This window comes from Paraburkholderia hiiakae (assembly GCF_904848665.1).
Classification (GTDB): Bacteria; Pseudomonadota; Gammaproteobacteria; order Burkholderiales; family Burkholderiaceae; genus Paraburkholderia; species Paraburkholderia hiiakae.
This window is the reverse complement of the sequence record NZ_CAJHCQ010000009.1, coordinates 235,336-258,845: the sequence shown is the minus strand read 5'-3', so window position 1 is coordinate 258,845 and position 23,510 is coordinate 235,336. Positions and strand designations below refer to the sequence as shown.

The 23,510-nt window shown below is 65.1% G+C and carries 20 protein-coding genes; 12 read left to right on the top strand and 8 right to left on the bottom strand.

Features of this window, described 5'->3' with window-relative positions; all coding sequences use genetic code 11:
* Positions 1-23 precede the first annotated feature (23 nt).
* From JMY28_RS19290 to JMY28_RS19280, 3 genes are all read left to right on the top strand, one after another.
* Positions 24-611, top strand: coding sequence for a nucleotidyltransferase family protein (locus JMY28_RS19290; protein ID WP_201697491.1), 588 nt, complete (start codon positions 24-26; stop codon positions 609-611).
* Between the two features lie 132 nt (positions 612-743).
* The gene (locus JMY28_RS19285; protein WP_167337693.1) at positions 744-893 is read left to right on the top strand and encodes a hypothetical protein; all 150 of its coding nucleotides are present in this window, start codon (positions 744-746) and stop codon (positions 891-893) included.
* Positions 894-1,157: 264 nt separating this feature from the next.
* The gene (locus JMY28_RS19280; RefSeq protein ID WP_201697490.1) at positions 1,158-2,387 is read left to right on the top strand and encodes a PepSY-associated TM helix domain-containing protein; all 1,230 of its coding nucleotides are present in this window, start codon (positions 1,158-1,160) and stop codon (positions 2,385-2,387) included.
* A 106-nt stretch (positions 2,388-2,493) separates the two neighbouring features.
* Here the strand turns inward: JMY28_RS19280 and JMY28_RS19275 are convergent, their stop codons facing one another.
* From JMY28_RS19275 to aepX, 3 genes are read right to left on the bottom strand one after another with little or no spacing between them, the layout of a single operon-like run.
* A complete protein-coding gene (locus JMY28_RS19275; RefSeq protein ID WP_201697489.1) occupies positions 2,494-3,561 on the bottom strand; it encodes a 2-aminoethylphosphonate aminotransferase in 1,068 nt (355 codons plus the stop codon).
* A 13-nt stretch (positions 3,562-3,574) separates the two neighbouring features.
* Positions 3,575-4,759, bottom strand: coding sequence for a phosphonopyruvate decarboxylase (gene aepY, locus JMY28_RS19270; protein WP_201697488.1), 1,185 nt, complete (start codon positions 4,757-4,759; stop codon positions 3,575-3,577).
* Positions 4,756-6,447 carry a phosphoenolpyruvate mutase gene (aepX, locus tag JMY28_RS19265; RefSeq protein ID WP_201697487.1) on the bottom strand — a complete coding sequence of 564 codons (1,692 nt, stop codon included), beginning with the start codon at positions 6,445-6,447 and terminating at the stop codon, positions 4,756-4,758. Before aepX ends, aepY begins: the two co-directional genes overlap by 4 nt.
* A gap of 410 nt (positions 6,448-6,857) precedes the next feature.
* Here aepX and JMY28_RS19260 point away from each other — a divergent pair, with 410 nt between their 5' ends.
* Positions 6,858-8,405, top strand: coding sequence for a methyl-accepting chemotaxis protein (locus JMY28_RS19260; RefSeq protein ID WP_201697552.1), 1,548 nt, complete (start codon positions 6,858-6,860; stop codon positions 8,403-8,405).
* Positions 8,406-8,642: 237 nt separating this feature from the next.
* On the top strand, positions 8,643-10,424 hold the full coding sequence (locus tag JMY28_RS19255) for a peptidoglycan D,D-transpeptidase FtsI family protein (protein WP_201697486.1): 1,782 nt from the start codon (positions 8,643-8,645) through the stop codon (positions 10,422-10,424).
* An 8-nt stretch (positions 10,425-10,432) separates the two neighbouring features.
* Here JMY28_RS19255 and JMY28_RS19250 read toward each other — a convergent pair whose 3' ends face one another.
* Together JMY28_RS19250 and JMY28_RS19245 are read right to left on the bottom strand one after the other, a co-directional pair.
* Positions 10,433-10,780: a DUF4148 domain-containing protein gene (locus JMY28_RS19250; protein WP_407945517.1), complete on the bottom strand. Its 348-nt coding sequence runs from the start codon at positions 10,778-10,780 to the stop codon at positions 10,433-10,435.
* A gap of 131 nt (positions 10,781-10,911) precedes the next feature.
* On the bottom strand, positions 10,912-11,679 hold the full coding sequence (locus tag JMY28_RS19245; RefSeq protein WP_201697484.1) for a Crp/Fnr family transcriptional regulator: 768 nt from the start codon (positions 11,677-11,679) through the stop codon (positions 10,912-10,914).
* A 196-nt stretch (positions 11,680-11,875) separates the two neighbouring features.
* Here JMY28_RS19245 and JMY28_RS19240 point away from each other — a divergent pair, with 196 nt between their 5' ends.
* From JMY28_RS19240 to JMY28_RS19220, 5 genes are all read left to right on the top strand, one after another.
* On the top strand, positions 11,876-13,546 hold the full coding sequence (locus JMY28_RS19240) for an acyl-CoA synthetase (RefSeq protein ID WP_201697483.1): 1,671 nt from the start codon (positions 11,876-11,878) through the stop codon (positions 13,544-13,546).
* A gap of 311 nt (positions 13,547-13,857) precedes the next feature.
* Positions 13,858-14,172, top strand: a complete 315-nt coding sequence (locus tag JMY28_RS19235; RefSeq protein WP_201697482.1) for a hypothetical protein — start codon at positions 13,858-13,860, stop codon at positions 14,170-14,172.
* Positions 14,173-14,967: 795 nt separating this feature from the next.
* Complete coding sequence (locus JMY28_RS19230) at positions 14,968-15,561, top strand: IMPACT family protein (RefSeq protein WP_201697481.1); 594 nt, start codon at positions 14,968-14,970, stop codon at positions 15,559-15,561.
* A gap of 154 nt (positions 15,562-15,715) precedes the next feature.
* Positions 15,716-17,155, top strand: a complete 1,440-nt coding sequence (gene fliD / locus JMY28_RS19225) for a flagellar filament capping protein FliD (RefSeq protein ID WP_201697480.1) — start codon at positions 15,716-15,718, stop codon at positions 17,153-17,155.
* 320 nt (positions 17,156-17,475) lie between these two features.
* A complete protein-coding gene (locus tag JMY28_RS19220) occupies positions 17,476-17,721 on the top strand; it encodes a DUF2964 family protein (RefSeq protein WP_236596933.1) in 246 nt (81 codons plus the stop codon).
* A gap of 30 nt (positions 17,722-17,751) precedes the next feature.
* Here JMY28_RS19220 and JMY28_RS19215 read toward each other — a convergent pair whose 3' ends face one another.
* The gene (locus tag JMY28_RS19215) at positions 17,752-18,366 is read right to left on the bottom strand and encodes a hypothetical protein (protein ID WP_201697479.1); all 615 of its coding nucleotides are present in this window, start codon (positions 18,364-18,366) and stop codon (positions 17,752-17,754) included.
* Positions 18,367-18,427: 61 nt separating this feature from the next.
* Positions 18,428-18,826 carry a hypothetical protein gene (locus tag JMY28_RS19210; protein WP_201697478.1) on the bottom strand — a complete coding sequence of 133 codons (399 nt, stop codon included), beginning with the start codon at positions 18,824-18,826 and terminating at the stop codon, positions 18,428-18,430.
* A gap of 805 nt (positions 18,827-19,631) precedes the next feature.
* On the opposite strand from JMY28_RS19210, the gene JMY28_RS19205 reads away from it, so the two are divergent.
* Entirely contained in the window at positions 19,632-20,036 is a 405-nt protein-coding gene (locus JMY28_RS19205) for a helix-turn-helix domain-containing protein (protein ID WP_028209627.1), read from the top strand.
* Positions 20,037-20,080: 44 nt separating this feature from the next.
* Here the strand turns inward: JMY28_RS19205 and JMY28_RS19200 are convergent, their stop codons facing one another.
* Positions 20,081-21,706, bottom strand: coding sequence for a GGDEF domain-containing protein (locus JMY28_RS19200; RefSeq protein WP_201697477.1), 1,626 nt, complete (start codon positions 21,704-21,706; stop codon positions 20,081-20,083).
* A 160-nt stretch (positions 21,707-21,866) separates the two neighbouring features.
* Between JMY28_RS19200 and JMY28_RS19195 the strand changes: the two genes are divergently transcribed.
* The gene (locus JMY28_RS19195; protein WP_201697476.1) at positions 21,867-23,456 is read left to right on the top strand and encodes an inorganic phosphate transporter; all 1,590 of its coding nucleotides are present in this window, start codon (positions 21,867-21,869) and stop codon (positions 23,454-23,456) included.
* Positions 23,457-23,510: the final 54 nt, after the last annotated feature.

Sequence of the window (23,510 nt, the reverse complement as noted above, 5' to 3'; positions counted from 1 at the left end):
CCTCTTCGCGGGCGTTCACACCCATGGCCTATGCTTCGTTCGCCACCGGCGTGTTGCTCGCCGCCGGCACCGGCTCGCGCTTCGATCCCAACGGTCTGCGCAACAAACTCCTCGCTCCCCTCCCGGAAGGCACGTGCGTCGCGCGCGAGTCTGCGCAACGGTTGCTGCGTGTCGTACCCAAAGTAATCGCCGTGGTGCGTCCTGGGGCGGAAACGCTCGCGCACGTGCTCAACGACGCGGGCTGCGACGTGGTGTTCGCGCCCGACGCCGCGCGCGGCATGGGCGCGAGCCTCGCTGCGGGCGTCGAAACCGATCATGAAGCGGAAAGCTGGATCGTCGCGCTGGCCGATATGCCCTGCATTGCCGTCGAATCGATCGAAGCCGTGGCGCGTGCGCTGGACGGCGGGGCATCGCTCGTCGCACCGTTTTATCGAGGGCAGCGCGGACATCCAGTGGGCTTCGGCTACCCGCATCGCGCAGAGCTCATCGCGCTCGATGGAGACGCGGGCGCACGCGCCCTGCTGAATTCGCACCCGCTCACGCGCGTAGAAGTCGACGATCCCGGCATTCTGCGCGACGTCGACACGCCAGCCGACCTCAACGGGCTTTGACTCCCGCGCTCCACGCGCAGCGATTATTCAATTGCGAGTGCCAGGCATGCAATCGATCGCCTAGGCTATAAGCTGACGCGCACCATTCAGCCACACGCACGGCCATACGCTTTAGCGCAAGAGGACCTCGCGATGATCTGCTCGCACACGAATCCGCTCCCCGATCCGCTCGCCGATCCGACGCGGGACCCCGAACGCGACCCGCTGAGCCCGCCGGCACCGGGCCATCACAACGACGAACCGCAGCAGCCCGAGGGGCCGCCGGACAAGGACCCCGTCTGATGGCACGCCCGGTCGCCACGGCCGGGTAACGCATCTCACGGCCGTAGGGGCGCCCGCGACGACAGTTCGCAAGCGCCGCGGCTCCCTTCTGCTCGCCCGCGCTCCTTCCGCCCCCCAAATCCCTGCCTTTCGCAAAGCTTGCGCCTTCGACGGTCGATCCGTAGAATGCAAACGATTCCTATTTGCAGTATTTTTCAAGATTGCCGTGAGCCCAATCGTCATCGCGTTCGCCCCCGCACGCCGGCCGGCGAGCCGAGGTCTCGCATGAGACCGCTGCTGGTCCGCCTGCACCGCTGGTTCGGTCTTGGCACCGCGGCCTTCCTGTTCCTCGCTGGACTCACCGGCGCGGTGATCGCGTGGGACCACGAACTCGACGCGCTACTCAACCCATCGTTCTTCCGTAGCGCGACGCCGGGCGCGCCGCTGCCCGCGCTCGAACTCGCGAAGCGCCTCGAGGCCGAGGAACCGCACGCGGTCGTGACCTACATGCCGCTTTCCGTCGAGCCCGGCCATACCTGGATCGCGATGGTGGCGCCGCGACTCGATCCCGCAAGCCAGGCGCCCTACGCGCTCGACTTCAACCAGGTCGCGCTCGACCCCGTAACGGGCGACGAGCAAGGCCGCCGCATGTGGGGCAAGGCATCGCTTGCGCGCCAGAACCTGATTCCCTTCCTCTACCAGCTCCACTACACGCTATTCATGCCGACGAAGATGGGCATCGACTTCGGCGTATGGACCATGGGCGTGGTGGGGATGGTATGGCTTCTCGATGGCTTTATCGCGATCGTGCTCGCGTTCCCGAACCTGAAAAGCTGGCGCAAGTCGCTCGCGTTTCGCGTGAAGCGCGGCGGCTACGCGCTCACGTTCGACCTGCACCGCTCGGGCGGCGTGTGGCTCTGGGGACTCCTGATCGTGGTGGCCGTCACCTCCATTTCGATGAACCTCGGCGCGCAGGTCGTGCGCCCTGTGGTCTCGGTTTTCTCGACGCTCGCGCCGGACCCCTTCCGCGTCGTCGCGCCGGGCTCCGCGCTCACGCCCGCGCAAGCCACGGCCGCGCGTGAACGTATCGTGGCCGAAGCCGCCGACGTGGGCCGCCGCGAAGGCATCGCGGCGCCGCCGGGCGGACTCTTCGGGCTGCCCACATCGGGCGTGTATGGCGTGGGCTATTACGCGGCAGGCAAGGATCACGGCGACGCGGGCCTCGGCAATGCGTGGCTCATGATGAACGCGCGCACGGGCGAAGTGCTCGGCAGGCAGATTCCCGGCAAGGGCAGCGCGGGCGACATCTTCATTCAGGCGCAGTTTCCGTTGCATTCGGGACGCATCGCCGGGCTACCGGGACGCATCGCTATCAGCTTTACCGGGCTCGTCGTGGCGATACTCAGCGTGACCGGCGTGCTCATCTGGCTGAAGAAAGCGCGTGCGCGGCGCAAGCCCGCGAAACAAACCAGGACGGCCAGCACAATCGGCACGCGCGAGCGCGCCACGAACTGACCCGCTGACGAACGCGCGTGCCAAAACAAAAGGCCTTGCAACGATCACTCGCTGCAAGGCCTTTTTCGTGGACGGGCTCGAAACCGCAGACCCGTCATGCTTACGTTCAACGCGTCACTTCATCGAATGCCGCCAGCAAGCGCTCGACATCGGCGGCGTGAATGTCGCCCATCGTCGAAATACGGAACAGTTCCACCGACAAGCCGCCCTGACCCGCATAGATCACGAAGCCGCTCGCCTTGAGCGCGTCATGCAGCAACGGATAATCGACGCCCGCGGGCAGGCGGAACGCGCGCAGCACCACCGACGATTCGTCCTTCGGCAGCACGCTCTCCATGCCGCGCGCGGCGAGCCCTGCGCGCACCTGCTCCGAAAGCGCCGCATAGCGCGCGTGACGCGCCTGCCAGCCGCCTTCATCGGCGAGTTCGCGCAGCGCCTCGACGAGCGCGTAATACGCGTGCACGGAAGGCGTAAACGGCGTGTTGCGCTGATCCTGCAGCGTGGCAAGCCGCTTGAGGTCGAGATAGTACGTGCGGCTATGCGCCGCTTCGAGCGCGGCGCGGCGCACCACCACGAAGGCCGCGCCCGGCACGCCGTGCAGGCACTTGTTCGCCGTCGCGGCCACCGCCGCGATGCTCGCGTCGCCGAAATCGATCGCTTCGGAACCGAAGCTGCTCACGCCGTCCACGAGCATTTGCACGCCGCGTGCGCGGCACGCTTCGCCGAGCGCGCGCAAATCGTTCAGGCGGCCCGTGGTCGTTTCGTGATGGATGATCGCAACGTGCGTGATCGACTTGTCGGCATCGAGCGCAGCCGTAATGCGCGCGAGGTCCGGTGCCTGCATCCAGTCGTGCTTTACGACCTCATGCGCGATGCCATACTGCTTCGCGATCGCGGTGATGCGCTCGCCATACACGCCGTTCTCGACGATCAGCAGCTTGCCGGTCGCAGGGACGAGCGTCGAGATCATGCTTTCGACCGCAGCCGTGCCGGAGCCCGTCATGAGCACGGCCTGCCACTGCGTGGGGTCGAGATCGTAGACGCCCACGAGACGCGTGCGCGCCTCTTCCTGCACGTCGAAGAACTCGCTTTCGCGATGGCACAGGTCTTCCTGGAGGAGGCTCTGGCGCACGCGTTCAGTCAGCGTGACCGGGCCGGGATTGAGCAGCAGCATCGGGAGTTCCTTATTAAGCGAGCGCACCGATGTGGCGCATGAGGCGCGTCTTCACATCGGGCGGCGTGATCGTGGGGCGCGGCAGGCCGTCCGGCGTGCCGCGGCGAATCATAAGGCATACGAAACGTGTGCCTTCGACACCCGAAGCGCCCTGCGCGCGTTCGCGCGCGGCGGCGAGCACGCTGTCGAGCGTGGCGAGATCGTCGCCTTCCACGGCGTCCGCGTAACCGCACGCAGCAGCCACGTTCGCGAACGACACCTGCCCCGACACGGTGGCCTGGCCACCCGTCGAATCGTGCGCGCCGTTGTCGAGCAGCACGTGCGTGAGGTTCGCGGGGCCATAGGCGCCGAGCGTGGCGAACACGCCCATGCGCATGAGCGCCGCGCCGTCGCCGTCGAGCGCGACCACGTTCAGGTCGGGGCGCGCAAGCGCGAGACCGAGCGCAAACGGCGTGACGCAGCCCATCGAGCCCACCATGTAGAGCTGGTTCGAGCGGTCGTCGAGCGCGTAGAGTTCGCGCCCGCAAAAACCCGTCGAGGCGACGACCACCGTCGACTCGGCAGGCGTGGCGGCGATCACGCGCTCGAGCGCCTGCGCGCGCGTGGGCAGTTCATCAGGAGTCCGTCCGGTCCATTTGAGCTGCGCGACGGGAAGCGCGTGCTTTGCCGGCATCGCGCCGCCGCCCTTGAGTTCGTATGGCGCGACACTCCCTTTTTGCATCACGAGCGCGTACGGACGGCCCGTTTCGTCCATATGCTTGATGGCGCGATCGAGCGCCGCAGCGATCTGGTCGGCTTCCGTTGGGAACGTCTCCCACGGAATTTCCATCGTTTCCAGCATTTGCGGCGTGACGGGGCCCATCAGCGCGTGCTGCGGCTCGTCGCTTACACCCGGCTGGCCGCGCCACGTCACGATCAGCAGTTGCGGCAGACGGAACGTCCACGTGAGCGAAGTGAGCGGACTCACGGCGTTACCGAGGCCCGAGTTCTGCATCATCGTGATGCCACGCTTGCCCGCGAGCGCCACGCCCGCGATGACCGCGACCGCGTCACCTTCGTTGGCCGCGCTCACGTAGTGCAGCGAGTCGTCTTGCAGCACATAGTTGATGAACGGCGTGAGGTACGAACACGGCACGCCCGCATACCACTCGAAGCCGCGCGAACGCGCCGCTCCGACGAACTGTGCAGCTTCGATCATGCCTGGCCCTCCGCGCCGAGCGGCGTTTGCGCGTGCGCGAAATCGCCAGCGCGACGGAAGTCTTCGAGGTCGTTCACACCGCGCCAGTGGCCATGCACGTATTGCACTTCGATTTTCTCGCCGTCCGCGATCAGCGCGTTCAGCAGCGCCGGCATGGCGAGCGTATCGAAGTCGGCGCGCGTTTGCAGTTGCGCGAGCTTCTTCGCGAGCTTTGCGCGGCCTGCGCCGCGCACGTTCACGAGACCGATCCAGCGGCCGTGCGCAGCCGCGCCATTCGCGGCGGCCTCGCTCGCCACGCGCTCGAGGAACACCTTGCTGCCGAACAGATCGCGCTCGTCGGCGGCCGAGCACCATGCGAAGTCGCGCGTGCTGCTGTTCTCCGAGTCAGGCGACGAATCCACCACCACGCTGAAGTCCGCTTCGCTTTCCACGAGATCGCGCAGGATGTAGCTGCGGAACACCAGGTCGCCGTACGAGATCACCGTGTCGTTGTCGAGCGCGCCAACCGCGCACGCGAGCGACGCGAGTTCGTTCGTCTGCGCGAATCGCTCGTTGCGCACGAGCTTGATGCCCGCCGTGTCGATAGCTTCGGCCTTGTAGCCGCCCACCACGGTGATGTCGTTGACCGACTGCTTCTTGAACGCGTCGACGAGCCAGCGCAGGAGCGGCTTGCCCGCCACGGGCAGCATGACCTTGGGCTTGTCTTCCGTGTAGGCGTCGAGGCCCGAGCCGCGGCTCGCGGCCAGCACGATCGCGGAGCCCGCGCCGCGCGACGAAGCGGAAAGGTAGCGGTCCTCGGCTTCGGAGTATTCGTCGGCGTCCTGCAGGCGGAAAATTTCGTTGACCGTAGCAATACGGTCTTCGACATCGACGAGCGTCTGCGTTTCGTAAATCGTCCGGGTCACGGCCTGCATGGCCGAAACGGCCGCGCGGATCTGATGGTTCGCCCAGATCACCGTGCTGATGCCCGCCTTGCGGAACACCTCGGTCGGCGTGCTGTAGTACTTGGTCGGCACGATCACGAGCGGGCCGCGGCCCGCCCACTCGCGCGCGAACGTGAGGATCTCGTCAGGCTTGGAGAGCTTGCTGTGGATGAGGATCGCATCCGCGCCGGCCAGGCGATACGCCTCGGCGCGCTTGAGCGCTTCGTCCATGCCCCAGCCCGCGATCAGCGCCTCGACGCGCGCGACGATCGAGAAGTGCTCGTCGGTTTGCGAGTCCTTGCCGGCCTTGATCTTGCCGCAGAACTCGTCCATGTCGGCGAGCGGTTGCGCCTCGCCCTTGATGAAGCTGTTGGTCTTCGGGAACTGCTTGTCTTCGATACACACGCCCGCAATGCCGCGCTGCTCCAGCTTGCGCACGAGACGGCGCACGTTGTTGAAGTTGCCGTAGCCGGTGTCGCCGTCGAGCAGGATGGGCAGGTCGCTCGCGTCGGCCATGAACTCGAGGTTGTCGACCACCTGGGTCCAGCTCGCCTCGTTGTTGTCGCGCACGCCGAACTGCGCGGAGATCGAGAGCCCCGAGCCCCAGATCGCCTTGAAGCCCGCCTCGCGCGCAATGCGTGCGGAAAGGCCGTTGTGCGCTTCCATCAGGAATTCGAGTTCGTTGCTGGTCAGCATCTGGCGCAGCCGTGCGCTGCGCGATGTGGCAATAGCGGCGGGGACCAGGGCGGGTTCGCGTGCGTTCATTCTTGTTACTCCAGTGGACGTCACGAGGGCGGCAGCGGGGGCTGCGCCGTGCGCGTCGCATCGTTGGGAAAAGTCCTTCGTCCCGGCGTCATCGCGGGCCTCGAAGACAGGCCGGCCGGGGGCAAAGTCGCGACTATATCGGAAATGATTCCTATCCGCAGTCGATCAACGCAAAGAGTGGCAAATCATGGAGTTACAGTGAAATTTGTGGCTTTTACCGGCGGGTTCGCGTGTGTTTCAGCGCCGCGTCATATGAGCCAGGTCAAAGATCTTTGTTTTGTATGAGGAAATCCTGCCTAAGCAGGGTTCCCCCTGGGTCTCGCGCACGTTTGCGGAGGCCGTAAACACACTCTGGCGGCAACGTATCGCCACGCTCCTGACCTGTGAATACCCGACCGACCATGCAGAACATGACCCTCAACAAGAAGCTCCGCTCGATGATCGCGATCCTCTGGATCGGCCTGCTGTTGATCGTCGCCTTTGGCGCCTGGCAAAGCCGCGAGTCGATGATCCGCGAGCGGCGCGCGCAGCTCACCACGCTCGTCGAAGAAGCGATGAGCGTCACGAACTATTACTACGGCCTCTCGCAACGCAACGCCCTGACCGAAGCCGACGCGCAGAAGCAGGCGCTCGCCGTGATCGGTTCGATCCGCTACGGCACGGACGGCTATCTGAGCATCAACGACTCGAATGCGGTCATGCTGATGCACCCGATCAAGCCCGAGCTGAACGGCAAGAAGCTCACGGACTTCACCGACCCCGCGGGCACCCATGTATTCACCGAACTCGTGAACGCAGCGAGCGGGCCGAATGGCGGCTTCCTCGACTACCTGTGGGCCAAGCCCGGCCATAGCGAGCCGGTGCCCAAGACGAGCTACGGCCGCCGCTTCGCACCGTGGGACTGGGTGATCGTGACGGGCATGTACATGGACGACGTGCGCGCCGAGTTCTACGGCAGCCTGCTGCGCTGGCTCGGCGTGACCTTCCTGCTGGGCGCCGCCGCCACCACCGTGATGGTGCTCGTGGTGCGCAGCGTGCGCAGCAGCATCGGCGGCGAGCTCGAAGGCGCCGTGGACGCAGCCAACCGCATCGCCGAGGGCGACCTCACCCTGCGCCTGCAGGTGCAGGGCACGAACGAGAGCAGCCTGATGCGTGCGCTCGCAACGATGCAGACGGCGCTCGTGCAAACCGTCTCGCGCGTGCGCAGCGGCGCGGAGAACATCAACGTGGGCGCGAACGAGATTGCGGCGGGCAACACGGATCTCTCGCAGCGCACCGAGGAACAGGCGGCGGCGCTCGTGCAGACCGCATCGAGCATGGATCAGATGACGGCGAACGTGCGCCAGAGCGCGGACAGCGCCCAGCATGCGGCGTCGCTCGCGAGCCAGGCTGCCGACGTCGCCACGCGCGGCAGCGCCGTCGTCGACGACGTGGTGCGCACCATGGGCGACATCACGACGAGCTCGCAGCAGATTGGCGACATCATCGGCGTGATCGACGGCATTGCGTTCCAGACCAACATCCTCGCCTTGAACGCGGCCGTGGAAGCGGCGCGCGCGGGCGAACAGGGCCGCGGCTTCGCGGTCGTGGCCGCCGAAGTGCGCAGCCTCGCGCAGCGCTCCGCCACCGCCGCCAAGGAGATCAAGGCGCTGATCGAAAAGTCGACTGGCACCGTGACCGAAGGCCAGCATCTCGTGACCAACGCGGGCTCGACGATGACGGAGATCGTGCAGTCGGTGCGACGCGTGCACGAGATCCTCGAAGAGATCAGCAACGCGTCGCGCGAGCAGAGCGCCGGCATCGAGCAGGTCAACCGCGCCGTGGGCGAGATGGATCAGGTGACGCAGCAGAATGCGGCGCTCGTGGAACAGGCTGCTGCCGCCGCCCATTCGCTCAAGGATCAGGTAAGCGTGCTGCGCGAGTCGATCGCGAGCTTCCGCTTGCCGGCGCACGCTTAAACCAGGGCGGCGCACCGCGGCGCGACTTCGCCGCCGGAGTATTCCCCTTCCCACCGGGCCGCTTTCGCGGCCCGGTTCGCTTGACGCCCCTCCCGTTCCCGCGCTCCCCCGCACCGTTCGCGCCGCATGACGGCGCGCAAGGCACGCCCAGTCGGCTCGCGGCCGCGCGCACCTATTATTTCAATTAAATTACATCATGTTTACAATATAGCTCTGCCAAGCCACCCCGCCTTGCCGATGATCCGTTCCAGGAAAGCGCCGCGCGACCCGCACGCCGCCGCGACGCGTCACCCAATGCTCGCGCCGCGCCTGCCCGCGTGGCGCTCGAAGTTCATCGTGTTCATCACGTTCGCGGCATTCGCTGCGCTGGCGGGGCGCGCGTTCTGGATTCAAATCGCGAATCACGGCTTTTACGTGAAGCAGGGCCAAAAACGCTACCAGCGCACGTTGGAGCTCGACGCCATACGCGGGCGCATTGTCGATCGCAACGGCGCGCTGCTGGCCGTGAGCCTCGCGACCTTCGAAGTCTGGGTGAATCCGCGGCTGCTCGACGCCGCCGCGCACGCGCCGCTCGCGCGCCTGCTCGACATGCCGCTCGCGGAACTGGACCGGCGCGTTGCCGGCGACCGATCCTTCGTGCTGCTCAAGCGCCAGGTGGACACCAACACCGCCGAGCACATCGACGAGATGGGCATGGGCGGCATCACCCTGATCGCCGACTCCAAGCGCTATTACCCCGAAGGCGAATCGGCTGCGCACGTGGTGGGCTTCACCGATATCGAAGACGCCGGCCAGGAAGGCGTCGAGCTTGCCGCGAACGCACGCCTGCGCGGCACGCCGGGCCAGCGCGAGGTGATCCGCGACCGGCTCGGGCGCGTCATCTCCGAGCCGAGCGAGCGCGTGCAGCCACGCAATGGCGATACCGTGCAGCTCACCATCGACCGCCGCGTCCAGCAGCTCGCGTACACGCAGCTCAAGGCCGCCGTGGCAAAAAACCATGCGGAAGCAGGCAGCGTCGTCGTGCTCGACGCGCAGAACGGCGAGATCCTCGCGCTCGCGAACTGGCCGTCGTTCGACCCGAACGACCGCGCGCGTCTCACGGGCAAGCAGTTGCGCAACCGCGCCGTGGTCGACACGTTCGAGCCCGGCTCGACGATCAAGCCCGTGGTCGTTTCGCTGGCCATGGACCTGCGCAAGGTCAACGCGAACACGCTCATCGACACCTCGCCGGGCACGTACCGCATCGGCCCCGCGACGATCCACGACACGTCTAATCACGGCCGCATGACCGTGGCCGAAGCGATCCAGAAGTCGAGCAACATCGCGCTCGCCAAGCTCGCACTGAATCTTCCCGCACAGACCATCTGGGACAAGTATCAGGAGTACGGACTCGGGCAGAAGCCCGGCGTCACGTTCCCGGGCGTGGCGCCTGGCCGCGTGCGGCCGTGGGCGCGCTGGCGCCCCATCGAGCAGGCGACGATGGCGTATGGCTACGGTCTTTCCACTTCGCTCCTGCAGATGGCGCAGATCTACACGGCCTACGCCGGCGACGGCACGCTGCATCCGGTCACACTGCTGCGCGATGCGGGCGGTTCAACTGCGTTGGCCACGCGCGCGGTCACGACACCGGCCACGGCCGCCGCCATGCGCGGGATGCTGGAAATGGCGACGAGCGACGGTGGCACGGGGCGCGCCGCGAATGTGGATGGCTATCGGGTAGGCGGCAAGACGGGCACCGCGCGCAAGCAGATCGGCGCGGGCTACGCGAAGAACCGCTATCGCGCGCTGTTCGTGGGCATGGCGCCGATGAGTGCGCCGCGCGTGATCGTCGCGGTGATGATCGACGATCCGGCGGGCAAGGCGTTCTATGGCGGCACGGTCGCGGGGCCGGTGTTCTCCGGTGTGACGGCCGGCACGCTCCAGTTGCTTGGCGTGCCACCCGATGTCGCGGCCGGACCCGAGAGTGCCAAGGGCACCAGCGGCACCAGCCGCACCAACGTTGGCTCAGGGCGCGGTTAGCGTCGCAATCAGTGGTGGCGATAAGCGGGCGGCGGCTCGCTGCCTGACACGGCGGCGGGCGCGCCGGCTTCGCCGTTCTGCGCAGGCGGCGCGCCGTAACCCGACTGCGCGACCTGCTCCTGCGCGAGGCGCGCTTCGTTGGCGCGTTTTTCGGCAAGCCTGTGCATGGCTCTCTGCACATCCTCCGGATAAGTGACGTCATTCGCCGAAGCCGGGTTGTACCCCACCGACTCCAGATCGATCAATTCCTGAAGCACCTGGGCGCGCGTCACCGGGCCGTTTTGCGGGCTATTGGCCTGGGCAAAAGACAGCGCCGGAACGATCGCAATCATCGAAACCAGCGCCGCGCGTAGCATTGCGTTTTTCACCTTGCTCTCCGTATGAACTCGATGAGCAAAGTCTACGCAGCGCGGCCACGCTTAAAAACCGGCTCGCGGGGGAGAGAGTTTTCTATTCCTCGCAAGATTGATAAGGACTTCTGCGGTCCTCAAATCTGGTCGCGGCCGAACGCGCGCAGCCCGTCTAGATCGAGCACGTCCACGCGGTTATAGGAGAGCGCGACGAGCCCCTGGCGCTCGAGCGTCTGCAGGGCCTGGTTGATCCGTTGCCTCGACGCGCCCGCCAGCATGCCGATCTCCTCCTGTGAGATGTCGAGCGCGCGCCCCGTCTCGGGGTAGAGATCGGGATTGAACATCTGCGCGAGCGACTGCGCAACGCGCGCATCCACGTCGAGCAAGCGGCTGTTCTGGATCAGCGCGATGAACTCGCCCATGCGGTTGTTGAGCTGATGGATCACGAAGCGGTTGAACGGCAGGCTGCAGTCCATAAGCCGATGGAAGGTCTCGGTGGCGACAGCCATGACGAGCGACGGCTGCAGCGCGATCACGTCGTACTTGCGCGGCTCGCGCTTGATGACGCTCCCCTCGCCGAACCAGCCGCCATGCGGCACGCCCGAAAATGTGCAGCCGCGCCCCGAAGCATTGAAAATCGCCAGCTTCACGAGGCCCGAACTCACGCCGAGCCACCAGTCGGAGGGGGCTTCGCGCGCGGCGACGATCGCGCCCGCGGCATAGCCCTGCGCATGCGAGGACGCCAGCACCCACTCGCGATGCTCGGGCGCAAGTGCGCGAAACCACACGCAGCGCTCGAACAGGGAGGCGAGGCGCGCGATGTTTGTGGCGTCGATGCGCTCGCCTTCGCGCCATGAATCGCGGGCAGGCGGTATCCCGGCCGGGGGCATAATGGATTGCGACATAGCGCTTTCCTGGAGTTAAGTCAAACTTTGGGTCGATCTTGTCGAGCGGATCGTGCTTCGCGGTCCGCTCTGTCGCGCCGGCGACAGACTGGCGTGCGCGGCCCTGCTACGGTAGCGCGAATCATACCTACAAACCTGCGACCGACCGATGCACGGCTCTGGGCCGGCATCGGCAATCGACACCGGAGACACCGCCATGTTGCACCCGTACGAAGAAGGGCTCGCGCAACGCGAAGCCAACTATGTGCCGCTCACGCCGATCGATTTCATCGCCCGCGCGGCCGAAGTCTATGGCGAGCGCCTCGCCGTCGTCCACGGCGACGTCCGCCGCACCTGGCGCGAAACGTACGCGCGCACGCGGCGGCTCGCGAGCGCGCTCACGCAGGCGGGCATCGGCCGCGGCGACACGGTGGCGGCCCTGCTGCCCAACATTCCCGCGATGGTCGAGGCGCATTTCGGCGTGCCCATGCTCGGCGCGGTGCTCAACACGCTCAACACGCGGCTCGACGTCGCAACCATGCTGTTCATGCTGCGCCATGGCGATGCGAAGGCGTTGATCGTCGATACCGAATTCGCGGCGCTCGCGCAGCGCGCCGCGCTCGAGTTCCCCAACCTCAAGATCATCAGCGTGGCCGACATCGCGGCCGCCGACCCCGAATTCTTCCCGCGCGCAACCGACTACGAGGCGTTCCTCGAACAGGGCGATCCCGAGTTCGCCTGGGCGCCGCCGCGCGACGAATGGGACGCCATTGCGCTGAACTACACCTCGGGCACGACGGGCGACCCCAAGGGCGTCGTCTATCACCATCGCGGCGCGTACCTCAACGCGGTGAGCAACATCCTCGAATGGGATATGCCGAAGCACGCCGTGTACCTCTGGACGCTGCCGCTCTTTCACTGCAACGGCTGGTGCTTTGCGTGGACCGTCGCCGCGCGCGCGGGCGTCAACGTGTGCCTGCGCAAGTTCGACGCGAAGCTCGTGTTCGACCTCATTCGTAGCGAGCACATCACACACTATTGCGGCGCGCCCATCGTGCAGGGCGCGCTCGCCGACGCCCCCGCCGAGTATCGCGAGGGCATCACGCACACCGTGCGCACGATGGTCGCCGGCGCGCCGCCCGCGCCGGCCGTGATCGCGAAGATGAAGGCGATCGGCATCGAGCTCACGCATGTCTATGGTCTGACCGAGGTGTACGGCCCCGCTGCCGTGTGTGCGGTGCAGGAGCGCTGGCAGACGCTGCCCGAAGAGGAGCAGGCGCGCCTGGCCGCTCGCCAGGGCGTGCGCTATCACCTGCAAAGCGGCGTGAGCGTGCGCAATGCGCAGACGATGGAGCCCGTGCCCGCCGACGGCGAAACGCTCGGCGAGATCATGTTCCGCGGCAACATCTGCATGAAGGGCTACTTGAAGAACGAGCGCGCGACCGAAGAGGCGTTCCGCGGCGGCTGGTTCCATACGGGCGACCTCGGCGTGATGACGCCCGACGGCTACGTGCGCATTACCGACCGCAGCAAGGACATCATCATCTCGGGCGGCGAAAACATCTCGAGCATCGAAGTCGAGGACACACTGTATCGTCACCCGGCCGTCGCACTCGCCGCCGTCGTAGCGATGCCCGACCCGAAGTGGGGAGAAGTGCCCTGTGCGTTCGTCGAACTGCGACCCGGCGCAAGTGCCACGGCCGAGGAAATCATCGCGCACTGCCGGCTCTTTCTCGCGCACTTCAAGGTGCCGCGCGCCGTGCGGTTCGGCGAGCTGCCGCGCACAGCCACGGGCAAGATCCAGAAATATGAGTTGCGCGCGCTACTAGGTTCGCAAAGCGCAATCGATCTGTCCGGCACGCAAGGCGCGCCGAAAACATCTCGGTAAGAACGACACCGGGACCCGCTGGCCGGTACAGATGACGCATTCGGGCGGCCCTCGCCGCCCGAATGTAACGCCAGTTGACAACCTGACCCTCCGGGGCTTGTTCCCGATTGTCAGGCACGGCGCTTAATCCTTTCTGCATCAAGGGCCAACCGTCAAAACAGCCCTTCGCTCATAAAGAATCGTACGAAACGAAACCTTACAAGTCGTCACGTATTCCTCCGCCTCGGACCGATAAGCTTTGAATCGTGGTCGCAACACAAAGGCATCCCGATGCCGCGTGACTGACGACGCAACCAAAGAGGAGGTAACTCATGAATACGAAGAACTGGAAGACCCCCGCCCGCGCCATCGCCGCAGCACTGATCGCCGGCGGCGCATTGATGGGCGCATCGAGCGCCTTCGCTCAATCCGCACCGTATGGGCTGCGTGCCGAGTCGGCGCCGCAATATGGCCAACCGCACATGATGCCGGTGGACGCGCATGTTTCGATTGGCTGGCACGATGACCGTTATTGGGACGGCCACCGTTATTGGGCACACGACGAGTGGATGCACCATCACCCGCACGATGCGGGTCCCCCGCACTACCGTGACGACGACCGTCGCCCGCCGCCGCCGCGTTACTGATCCACATGAAGTACGCGTGATCGACGGGCCGCCTTCTCTGGCGGCGCCGGAGGTGGCACACCGAGGCCGGTCTCCCGCTGGGGAGATCGGCCTCGGCGCATTTCAGCGCCTTACATCGCCATGTGCGTACCCTCGCGCAAAGATTATTCGGAATGCGAAACAATGTCACCACAATGCCCACTACACGCCGGTTCCGGCTTGCCACGCCGCGCACCGGGCGCAGCCAGAAAGGCATACGTCAGTAATTGCAGGTAATGCGCAAGTGTTGCCGGTAGCACGCCCCACGAGTAACGTTGTCGGGCGTTTCGTTCCCCGGAGCGCACGGTGTATTCTCATTGCCCGGCCAGAGATGGCCGGGATTTTTTTTGGTCACTCGTGAGAACACTAGCGCGCGTCGGACGCCACACGCACCAGGTTTTTTTTCCGATTGCGGACACAATTTTGCGGACGTAATCTGGAATTGCCTCTTGAGAACAGGCGAGCCTTATGACCCCCGGTCGTGACACAGTCCGACCGGGGATTTTTTTGGCTTCTGGGCGCTTGGGGAATCGCGTCGGCCGGAATGGCGCCGCGAGAGAAAGGACTATGACGGATCACCGAATGAGGAGTTCGGCTTCGCTCCAGCCAGAGCTAGATCCGTCATGCCGTGCATTATCCGGCCTGCAAGCCAGGGCGTCACTAGCCTCTGGCGCAAAGAACCATTACACAAACTGGCAAGATATAGGGACGGACATCGAAATCCGGCCAGTGCGCATCGGCTAACATGGTGGTTTCGCCTGCCGTGCCAACCCGCCTGTGCCAACTTTCACCCTCGCCCATCCCGTCACCGCGGAACTCGAGATCCGCAAGAGCCGCTTCATCGCGCACGCCATTCCCGTTGCCGACCGCGAAGCGGCCATGGCCGAAATCCGCCGTCTGCGCGACGAACACCCCACCGCCACGCACGTTTGCTGGGCCCTGCTCGCGGGCGGCCAGTCCGGCATGTCCGACGACGGCGAACCCTCCGGCACCGCCGGGCGCCCGATCCTCGAAGTGCTGCGCCACCACGACCTCGACGGCGTGCTCGCGGCCGTGGTGCGCTACTACGGCGGCGTGAAGCTCGGCGCGGGCGGCCTCGTGCGCGCCTATACCGACGCCATCGCCAGCACCCTGCAGGGAGCCGAGCGCGTCGAGCGCATCGCGCAGGCGCGCCTCACGGTCGAACTCGGCTACCCCGACGAAGCTCGTGTGCGCCACTGGATCGACCAGGAGCAGTTCACGCTCGTGGAGAGCCGATACGCCATGACAGTCCGCCTCACGATCCAGTTGCCCGCCACCGCCGTGGAAACCGCGCGCAACACGCTAACGGACCTCACGCAAGGCCGCTCCGGGTTTCCCGAGCACGTCTGAAGCGGGCGGCAGCCGCCGCGAGGACGAGGCACGAACTTTTCAAATTCTTTTCGATTCTTTCATAAAGTTTCATGAAAGCTTGCCGTAATGAAAGCATGACCGCGCATTCGCGCGTTCCGTCGACTCGACGCACCAGAACGAACGGACTTCTTTCATGGCAAGCACGATCACGAACACCACCGCCAGCGCGAACAGCGCGCTGAGCGACGCCGCCCAGTCGATCATCAGCGGCGCGACCAACTCCGCGCTCGACGTCAACCAGCTCGTCAAGGCGCTCGTCAACGCGAAGATCGCCGGGCCAAACGCCATCCTCAGTGCGAAGCAAACGGCCAGCAACACGACGCTCTCAGCGCTCGGCACGCTGAAGTCGGCGCTCGCTTCGCTCCAAACCGCACTCGAGCCGTTCAAGGACGGCGCCGCGCTGCAACGCTTCACGGTCACGACGAGCGAAAAGGACAAAGGCCTGAGCGCGGTGGCCGGCAAGAACGCGGTGGCGAGCAGTTTCACGGTCGAGGTCGATCACCTCGCGACGGCGCACAAGGTCACCTCGGATAGCTTCGACACAGGCGAGAAACTCGGGGAGGGCAGCCTCGACATTTCGATGGGCGGCAAGTCCATGCATCTGACGATCGCCGCGGGCAGCAACAAGCTCACCGATGTCGTCGCGGCGATCAACCGGGCGAAGGACAACCCCGGCGTCACGGCGTCGATCGTCAACGGCGCCGACGGTCAGCACCTCGTGCTGAGCGCGAACAAAACCGGCGCGGCCAACGCGATCGACGTGCAGGCGGGCCCGGGCGTCGATACACGTCTTGCCTCCTCGCAAATGCGCGAAGTCGAGGCAGCCGGCGACGCCGAACTGCGCATAGACGGTACGCGCGTCACGAGCGCGAGCAACTCGCTCGAAGGCGTGGTGAGCGACATCACGATCAAGCTCGAAAGCGCCTCGGTGGGCACGAAGCAAACACTCACCATCGCCCCCGACACCGAAGCGACGGGTACGTCCATCCGCGACTTCGTGAAGGCGTACAACAGCTACGTGGATGCCCTGAACGGGCTGACCTCCTACACGGCCGCCACGGGTTCGACCGGCGCACAAGCGGGCGCGCTGCTCGGCGACTCGATTGCGCGCACACTCGCATCGAGTTTGCCGGCAGTCATTTCGGCGGGCGTAAAGGGCAACGACGGCGTGACCCACTCGCTGGGCGAGATCGGCATCAAGCTCGACAAGAGCGGGAAGCTGGAAATCGACGACGATACGTTCAAGAAGGCGCTGCAACCGGGCAATAGTGCGATTGCGGCGCTGTTCGGCAGCGGCGGCATGAGCGCGAAACTCAATAGCGCCATCACGCCCTACGTGCAATCGAGCGGCATCATCGAGCGGCGCAGCACCGCCATCAACAAGGAGCTTGACGACATCAAGAAGCAGTCGTCGATGCTCGATGTGCGCGCAACCCAACTCACTGCGAAATTCAACCGCCAGTTCACCGCGCTCAATAACCTCATGTCGATCATGAACAACAACCAGCAATATCTGACGCAGCTGTTCGGCGGCGCAAACAGTGCGGGCGCCCTCGCGACCAATCACAAATAAGGCTTGAATGCGCGCGGCTCGACGCTAGCAAACGTCGAGTGCAGACAAAAAAAAAGGCCGCCGAAAGAATCGGCGGCCAACAGGGGACGTGAAGAACAACCGCGAATCGAACTATCAAATCGACCCGACCGCTCCATCATGGCGAGCCAAAATTAAGGCAAACTTAAACGCGCGCAAAAAACGATCAGACATTCCGGCGCGATAGCGCGCAGGCGAATGAAAGAACGCGTAATAATGGGCTGGCTATACTTCAACTGGTCAGGCTCGCTCATTCAACCGCGCCCGCATGACCGACTTCTACCCAACCCGGAAGAGCCGCCATGTTTGATCGACTGCATCGGTTTATGGAAGGCGCAGGTCCCGAGCGGCGCCATCGCGTCTGGAGCAAGGTGCGCATTTTCGTGGCCGCAATGGGCACGCTCGGCTCTGCCGCCGGCATCGCCATCGCGGTGATCGGTCTCATCAACTTCGACCACCAGAAGGTGATTACCGGCGTGGCCGTCATCATCGTCTGCACGGCGATCTACGTCTCGATCCTCGTGCGCGACCGCAATCGCGTGGACTAGCGCCTGGCACGCCGCCCACGGGTCAGTGCGTCACTGCAGGCCCTGACCGTCGCGCGTGACCTGTATCGCCGTCGCGCCCACATAGTCGGCGCGAATGCTGTCGCCCACCTTGATCGATTCGAGCGGCACGTCCGGCGGCGCGACGACCACGACCGTGCGACGCGGTCCGCGCAATGCGACCTTGCGGCTCTTGCGGTCGATCTTCTCCACCGTCGCAATCACCTGAACGCTACGCGCAGTAGACGCCACGCCACCGGAAGCGGGCGTGGTAACGACCGTATCGACGCGCGAGCGTATGCCCCTCGTCGCCACCTTTTCGGCACGCAGCAGCAGCGCCTCCTTGTAGAGGATATTCACGTGATCGCCAGGCTTGAGCTTGCTCACGTCGCCGATGGTGGGATCGACCGCGACCGTCACCAGGTTGCGCCGCGCGCCGCGCAGCGTGACCGAATTGGTCGCCGCGTCGATGCTCACCACCGTGGCCGTAGTCTGTACCTCGCCAATCTCCAGCGTGGCGTTAGGGGCGCTTTCAGGCGCGGCATCGGACGCCGTCTGCGCCCGCAGTGGCACGTGCGGCGACACACCGAGGGCAAGCACGAGAACAGCGCCGAGCAGCGGCGCAGAAGAACGATAGCGCGTGGACATGTGGCAACTCCTTCTGAGGATCGTCAATGGCAAGAGAACGACACTGCACCGCTCGCGCGCATCACGCGCCGTTCATGCAGGCTTCTTCGGCAGCACAGCGCACATAGTGGGCATACACACGCTCGCGTTCCTCGCTCGCGAGCTGACGCTTTTCGACAAGCCGCAGCATCCGATGCCGGTCCGCACCCAGCGTCGCGTAGTAACGCTCGGCATGCAGGCGCTTGAAGCGCGTATAAAAGTCCGGCCCGGGCAGGCCCGAATCGGTCGAGAGCAGCGACGCATAGTCGGCCTCGCGCGGCTCGCATAACGCAGCCGCGGCCGTCTCGAGCTTTTCATAACGCTCGCGCAACGGCACGTCGCCCGCGAACAGGGCGTGAAATGCGGCATACGGCACGAGCGAGCGGCGGCTCGCGGCACGACGCAACAACCGACCTACCTTTTCATCAAGTTCTTTATTCATCCGCAGCGGCCAGAAAGCGGGCCGCCACCCATGCCGCGCGTCGTTTGACGAAAAGCGCAAAGGCATTTGGCGGCCCGACAGGATTCAAGGATCCGTTTCGCTACGCGACACGTTGCGTGGCGAATCCGGCATTCTGCATTCGTTCATTCGAATCCAATCCACATTCGAATCGATTCGAAATGTTTGCGAAAAACATTCTGCACAAAAAAATCAAATCACTCCCCGAAATTGCCCCATCGTCATCGTCACCCTTGCTGAGCGGAGATTTTTACCGGGCAGTCGCCAGAAACGCTAACAAACATCTAAAGATCCAACTTCGCGATTTAATCCATATTGGATAGGGCCGATCCGGCGCAATATCCGCTGAACGGTGAATTAGTCATACAAAAACAATGCATAGCGTTGCTTTTCAATGATTGAGCAAATAAGTCAGGTTATCGGGCTGCAATGGGAGCAAACTTCGCATTGCGGGATTGATGCGAAATGGCAGCGCCCATTGTTGACCAAGGCGAACCGGTTGTTTTTCCCACTAGCTCAGGAATATCCACAAGTCAAGCAGACTATTTTTCCGCTAGCTATACACATTCCCTACAAAAACAATTATTAATATCCGCTGCGGAACACCGAGGCGTTTCGCAACAAGCGCCCTTCACCGGGCGTTGATTTCGCCGTCCGTCATGGCTCTCGCGTCACCGCACCGGCGCAAGGTCCATGGCAAGCGACAAGACCCGCTTGCAGGAAGGGTTACAGGAGCGGCACATCCGCAATGCCGCGTGTCCGGAATCTTTCGTCGACGAGTGAACACATGCTTACCCGAACCGAAAACCTGCCGAGCGTCGCGAGAAGAATGGCCGCCGGCCAGATGTTGATGGAAGGCGCGACCGTGAATAGCGTCGCCGACTCACTCCACCTTTCCGCCCAGACGGTGAGGCGCTACAAGTCCATCGTCGAGGACGGCGGGCTCGCCGCGCTCCAGCAGATGAGCGTGGGCGGCCGGCCTTCGGTGCTCGATCAGGCCGCGCTAGGCTGGATCGCGAGCGCCCTGCACGGCTCCGCGCGCGACCACGGCTTTCCAAGCGATGCGTGGACCAACAGCCGCGTGCGCGAGTTGATCGGCCGGCAGTTTGGCGTGCACTATTCGCGCGTCTATACCTGGCAGATCGTCTCGAACCTGGGCCTCGGCCACCGGCTGTCGAAATCCGCGCGCTGACCGGCATGGAGGGCGTCGCGCGCCGCGCGAGAAACCGGCGCGCCTCAGCCTCGAGTTGCGGGCGCATCGCGGCCTCGGGTTCCGTCTTCGGAATCCACCAGCGGCTGCGCCCCCTCTCCCGTCCATTGCTGCGACCGGACCTGATTGCGGCCGGCATCCTTGGCCTCGTACAGCAAGCGGTCGGCGGCGGCCAGCAGTTTAGCGGCGCTGCCGCCCACCGGTGGATTGCAGCTCGCACACCCCGCGCTCACCGTCACGCACCCGTCGTGCGTACCACTTAGCGTGAGATTGTCCGACTCGATGCGTTTGCGGATCTTCTCCGCAACGCGCGTTGCGGCGTCGAGCGCCGTGCCCGGCAGCACCACCGCGAACTCTTCGCCGCCAAAGCGCGCGGCGAGGTCGGTTGCGCGCCGCGATCCCGAAGCGATGCGTCCGGCCACGAAGGCCAGCACTTCGTCGCCGGCGGCGTGCCCGTAGGTATCGTTGAAGAGCTTGAAGTGGTCGATATCGAAAAACAGCACGGAAAGCGGCGTGCGCTCGCGCACCGCGTGATGCCATTCCGCCGCGAGACGGCTGTCGAGCGCGCGGCGATTCGCTAGCCCCGTGAGCGGGTCGGTAACAGCCAGGCGCATGAGCTCGCCCTCGGCCACCACCTTGTCGCGCAGCGCGAACGCGAGCACCCACGACACCAGCACCCACGCGCCACCGAACACCGTGGTCACCACCAGCGCAATATAGCTGCGCCGCCGCCAGCCGGCGAGCACATCCTCCACGGCGGGCGCCACGACGACGATGAACGGCGAGTTGACCACGTGCGAAAACGTGTAGATGCGCTCCACGCCGTCGAGCGCCGACTGCAGCGTATAGCTGCCGACGGCGCGGCGGGAAAAGATCGCGAAATTCGGCAGGTCCGCATAATTCGCCCCCGCGCCGCGCAGCGACGGCGGCTGGCTCGCGAGCAGCGTGCCGTCGCGCATCAATATGAAGAGGCGGCTGCCCTGCCCCAGATCGATACGCTCCAGAAGCTGCTGAAAGTAGTCGAGACGCACGCCGAGCAGCGCGACACCCGCGAATGTGCCGTCGGGCGCATTGATGCGGCGCGTGAGGCCGATGGTGAGCACGCCGCCGCGCAGGCGCGAACGGTACGGCTTCGAAAAGAAAAGGCCCGCTTGCGGGTCGCGCTGCTGCGCGATGAAGTAGTCGCGGTCGGCGAATGAAATGCTGGCGTCCGTTGCCTCGAGAGCGCTGCTGTGCGCGGCTTTCACATGGCCCGTGGCGTCGATCACATAAGCGCCGCCGAGCCTCGACGCCGCCGTCGCCCGGTCGAACAACACGCGCTGGCGCAGCGCCTCGGGCAGGCTCCAGGTCTGCGGCTGCTGCGCGGCCGTGACCACGGCCTGCAGCGACAGGTCGTAAATCTCGACGTTGCGGGCGATGTCGTTGCTGATGAGTTGCACGAGGTTGCGCGAGTTCTCCTGGGCGTGCCGCAACTCTTCGGCGCGACCTTCGTAGAGCGCCGCGTAGGTCAGGATTGCCATGACCGTCGCGACGAGCGTGCCGGAGAGACCCGCGAAAAAGGGATACTTGCCGATCAGGCGCGTCGCCGCCTTCGCCCGCGCGAAGGCCCAGCGGCGGACCAGGAGACGCAGCGAAAGAACCCGTTTTTGCATCTGCGCAATCCTCTTACTGATGGCGCGTGTCGATCGGGCGCCGACTTATCGGGAATGCATCAGGCATGGCTGGCACAAATCTGTCATCAAATGGACACCGGGGCGGTTCAGCATCGAAGGCGAAACCTCTGCCCACTCCCTCCCCTGGAGCCCGCCTGCCATGCCAGAATTTTCCCTGTCACCGCAACCGGGCGCTGCCCCCGCGCGCGGGCGTAATGTCAGCCTGCTCGCCTTCCTCATCGTCATCGCCATAGGCGCGGTGTACGTGGGGATGCATCTCGCCGACGACCTCTCGTCAGTGCGCGAAAGCTCGGCGATGCCTTGGCTCCTGCTCGGCATCGCGCTCATCATCGCGCTCGGTTTCGAGTTCGTGAACGGCTTCCACGATACCGCGAATGCGGTCGCGACCGTCATCTATACGCACTCGCTTTCGCCCAATATCGCCGTGATGTGGTCGGGCGCCTGGAATTTTCTCGGCGTGCTCACCTCCACCGGCGCGGTGGCCTTCGGCATCCTGCAACTGCTGCCGGTTGAACTGATCCTGCAGGTGGGCAGCAGCGCTGGCTTCGCCATGGTGTTCGCGCTGCTCATTGCCGCGATCATCTGGAACCTGGGCACGTGGTACTTCGGCCTGCCTTCGTCGAGCTCGCATACGCTGATCGGCTCGATCATCGGCGTGGGTCTCATGAACCAGCTCATGCACGGCGCCAACGGCACGAGCGGCGTGGACTGGAGCCAGGCGCTCGGCGTGGGCAAGTCGCTCCTCTTTTCGCCGATCGTCGGCTTTTTGCTGGCGGGCCTGTTGCTGCTCATCCTCAAGGCCGTCGTGCGCGTACCCGCGCTCTACTCGGAGCCGAAGGGCAAGGAGCCGCCGCCGTTCTGGATCCGCTCGCTGCTCATTCTCACCTGCACGGGTGTGTCGTTCGCGCATGGCTCCAACGACGGCCAGAAGGGCATGGGCCTCATCATGCTGATCCTGATCGGCACGGTGCCCACCGCCTACGCGCTGAACCGCGCCGTGACGGTCGAGCAGACGCAGACCTTCATCGCCGTCGCGCACGACGCCACGCGCGCGCTCGAGCGCTACACGAACGGCGTGGCCGCGCCCGCCGAGCCGCGCGTCGAAGTGGAGCGCTTCATCGGCAGCCGCACGATGTCGAGCACGACGGTGCCCGCGCTCGCCGCGCTGTCGAACCAGGTGGCCGACCAGGTGCACGGCTATGGCTCGCTCGCGGCGGTGCCTCAATCGGTCGTCGATAACGTGCGCAACAACATGTATGTGATTTCCGAAGCGATCCGCCTGCTCGAAAAGCAGAAGGCCGTGACCTTCTCAGCCGACGACGCGAAGGCCATCAGCAATTTCCGCAGCCAGATCGACCACGCCACGAAATTCATCCCGACGTGGGTGAAGGTGGCGGTGGCGATCGCGCTGGGTCTCGGCACGATGGTGGGCTGGAAGCGCATCGTGGTAACGGTGGGCGAGCGCATCGGCAAGCAGCACCTGACCTACGGCCAGGGCGGCTGCGCGGAAGTCGTGGCGATGGTGACGATCGGCGCGGCGGATGTGTACGGGCTGCCGGTCTCGACCACGCACGTGCTCTCCTCGGGCGTGGCGGGCACGATGGCCGCAAACGGCTCGGGGCTGCAATGGAACACCGTGCGCAGCCTCGTTATGGCCTGGGTGCTCACGCTGCCCGTTTCGATCGTGCTGGCGGGGGGGCTTTATTGGGTGTTCAGGCACCTGTTCTGAACACGGACGGACAAAAAAGCCGCGCTCCCCCGGAGGGGAGCGCGGCTTGCTCGC

Coding starts and splice junctions, on each gene's coding strand:
- JMY28_RS19290 (WP_201697491.1), top strand. CDS start 24: ATGGCCTATGCTTCGTTCGCCACCGGCGTGTTGCTCGCCGCCGGCACC.
- JMY28_RS19285 (WP_167337693.1), top strand. CDS start 744: ATGATCTGCTCGCACACGAATCCGCTCCCCGATCCGCTCGCCGATCCG.
- JMY28_RS19280 (WP_201697490.1), top strand. CDS start 1,158: ATGAGACCGCTGCTGGTCCGCCTGCACCGCTGGTTCGGTCTTGGCACC.
- JMY28_RS19275 (WP_201697489.1), bottom strand. CDS start 3,561: ATGCTGCTGCTCAATCCCGGCCCGGTCACGCTGACTGAACGCGTGCGC.
- aepY (WP_201697488.1), bottom strand. CDS start 4,759: ATGATCGAAGCTGCACAGTTCGTCGGAGCGGCGCGTTCGCGCGGCTTC.
- aepX (WP_201697487.1), bottom strand. CDS start 6,447: ATGAACGCACGCGAACCCGCCCTGGTCCCCGCCGCTATTGCCACATCG.
- JMY28_RS19260 (WP_201697552.1), top strand. CDS start 6,858: ATGACCCTCAACAAGAAGCTCCGCTCGATGATCGCGATCCTCTGGATC.
- JMY28_RS19255 (WP_201697486.1), top strand. CDS start 8,643: ATGATCCGTTCCAGGAAAGCGCCGCGCGACCCGCACGCCGCCGCGACG.
- JMY28_RS19250 (WP_407945517.1), bottom strand. CDS start 10,780: ATGCTACGCGCGGCGCTGGTTTCGATGATTGCGATCGTTCCGGCGCTG.
- JMY28_RS19245 (WP_201697484.1), bottom strand. CDS start 11,679: ATGTCGCAATCCATTATGCCCCCGGCCGGGATACCGCCTGCCCGCGAT.
- JMY28_RS19240 (WP_201697483.1), top strand. CDS start 11,876: ATGTTGCACCCGTACGAAGAAGGGCTCGCGCAACGCGAAGCCAACTAT.
- JMY28_RS19235 (WP_201697482.1), top strand. CDS start 13,858: ATGAATACGAAGAACTGGAAGACCCCCGCCCGCGCCATCGCCGCAGCA.
- fliD (WP_201697480.1), top strand. CDS start 15,716: ATGGCAAGCACGATCACGAACACCACCGCCAGCGCGAACAGCGCGCTG.
- JMY28_RS19220 (WP_236596933.1), top strand. CDS start 17,476: ATGTTTGATCGACTGCATCGGTTTATGGAAGGCGCAGGTCCCGAGCGG.
- JMY28_RS19215 (WP_201697479.1), bottom strand. CDS start 18,366: ATGTCCACGCGCTATCGTTCTTCTGCGCCGCTGCTCGGCGCTGTTCTC.
- JMY28_RS19210 (WP_201697478.1), bottom strand. CDS start 18,826: ATGAATAAAGAACTTGATGAAAAGGTAGGTCGGTTGTTGCGTCGTGCC.
- JMY28_RS19205 (WP_028209627.1), top strand. CDS start 19,632: ATGCTTACCCGAACCGAAAACCTGCCGAGCGTCGCGAGAAGAATGGCC.
- JMY28_RS19200 (WP_201697477.1), bottom strand. CDS start 21,706: ATGCAAAAACGGGTTCTTTCGCTGCGTCTCCTGGTCCGCCGCTGGGCC.
- JMY28_RS19195 (WP_201697476.1), top strand. CDS start 21,867: ATGCCAGAATTTTCCCTGTCACCGCAACCGGGCGCTGCCCCCGCGCGC.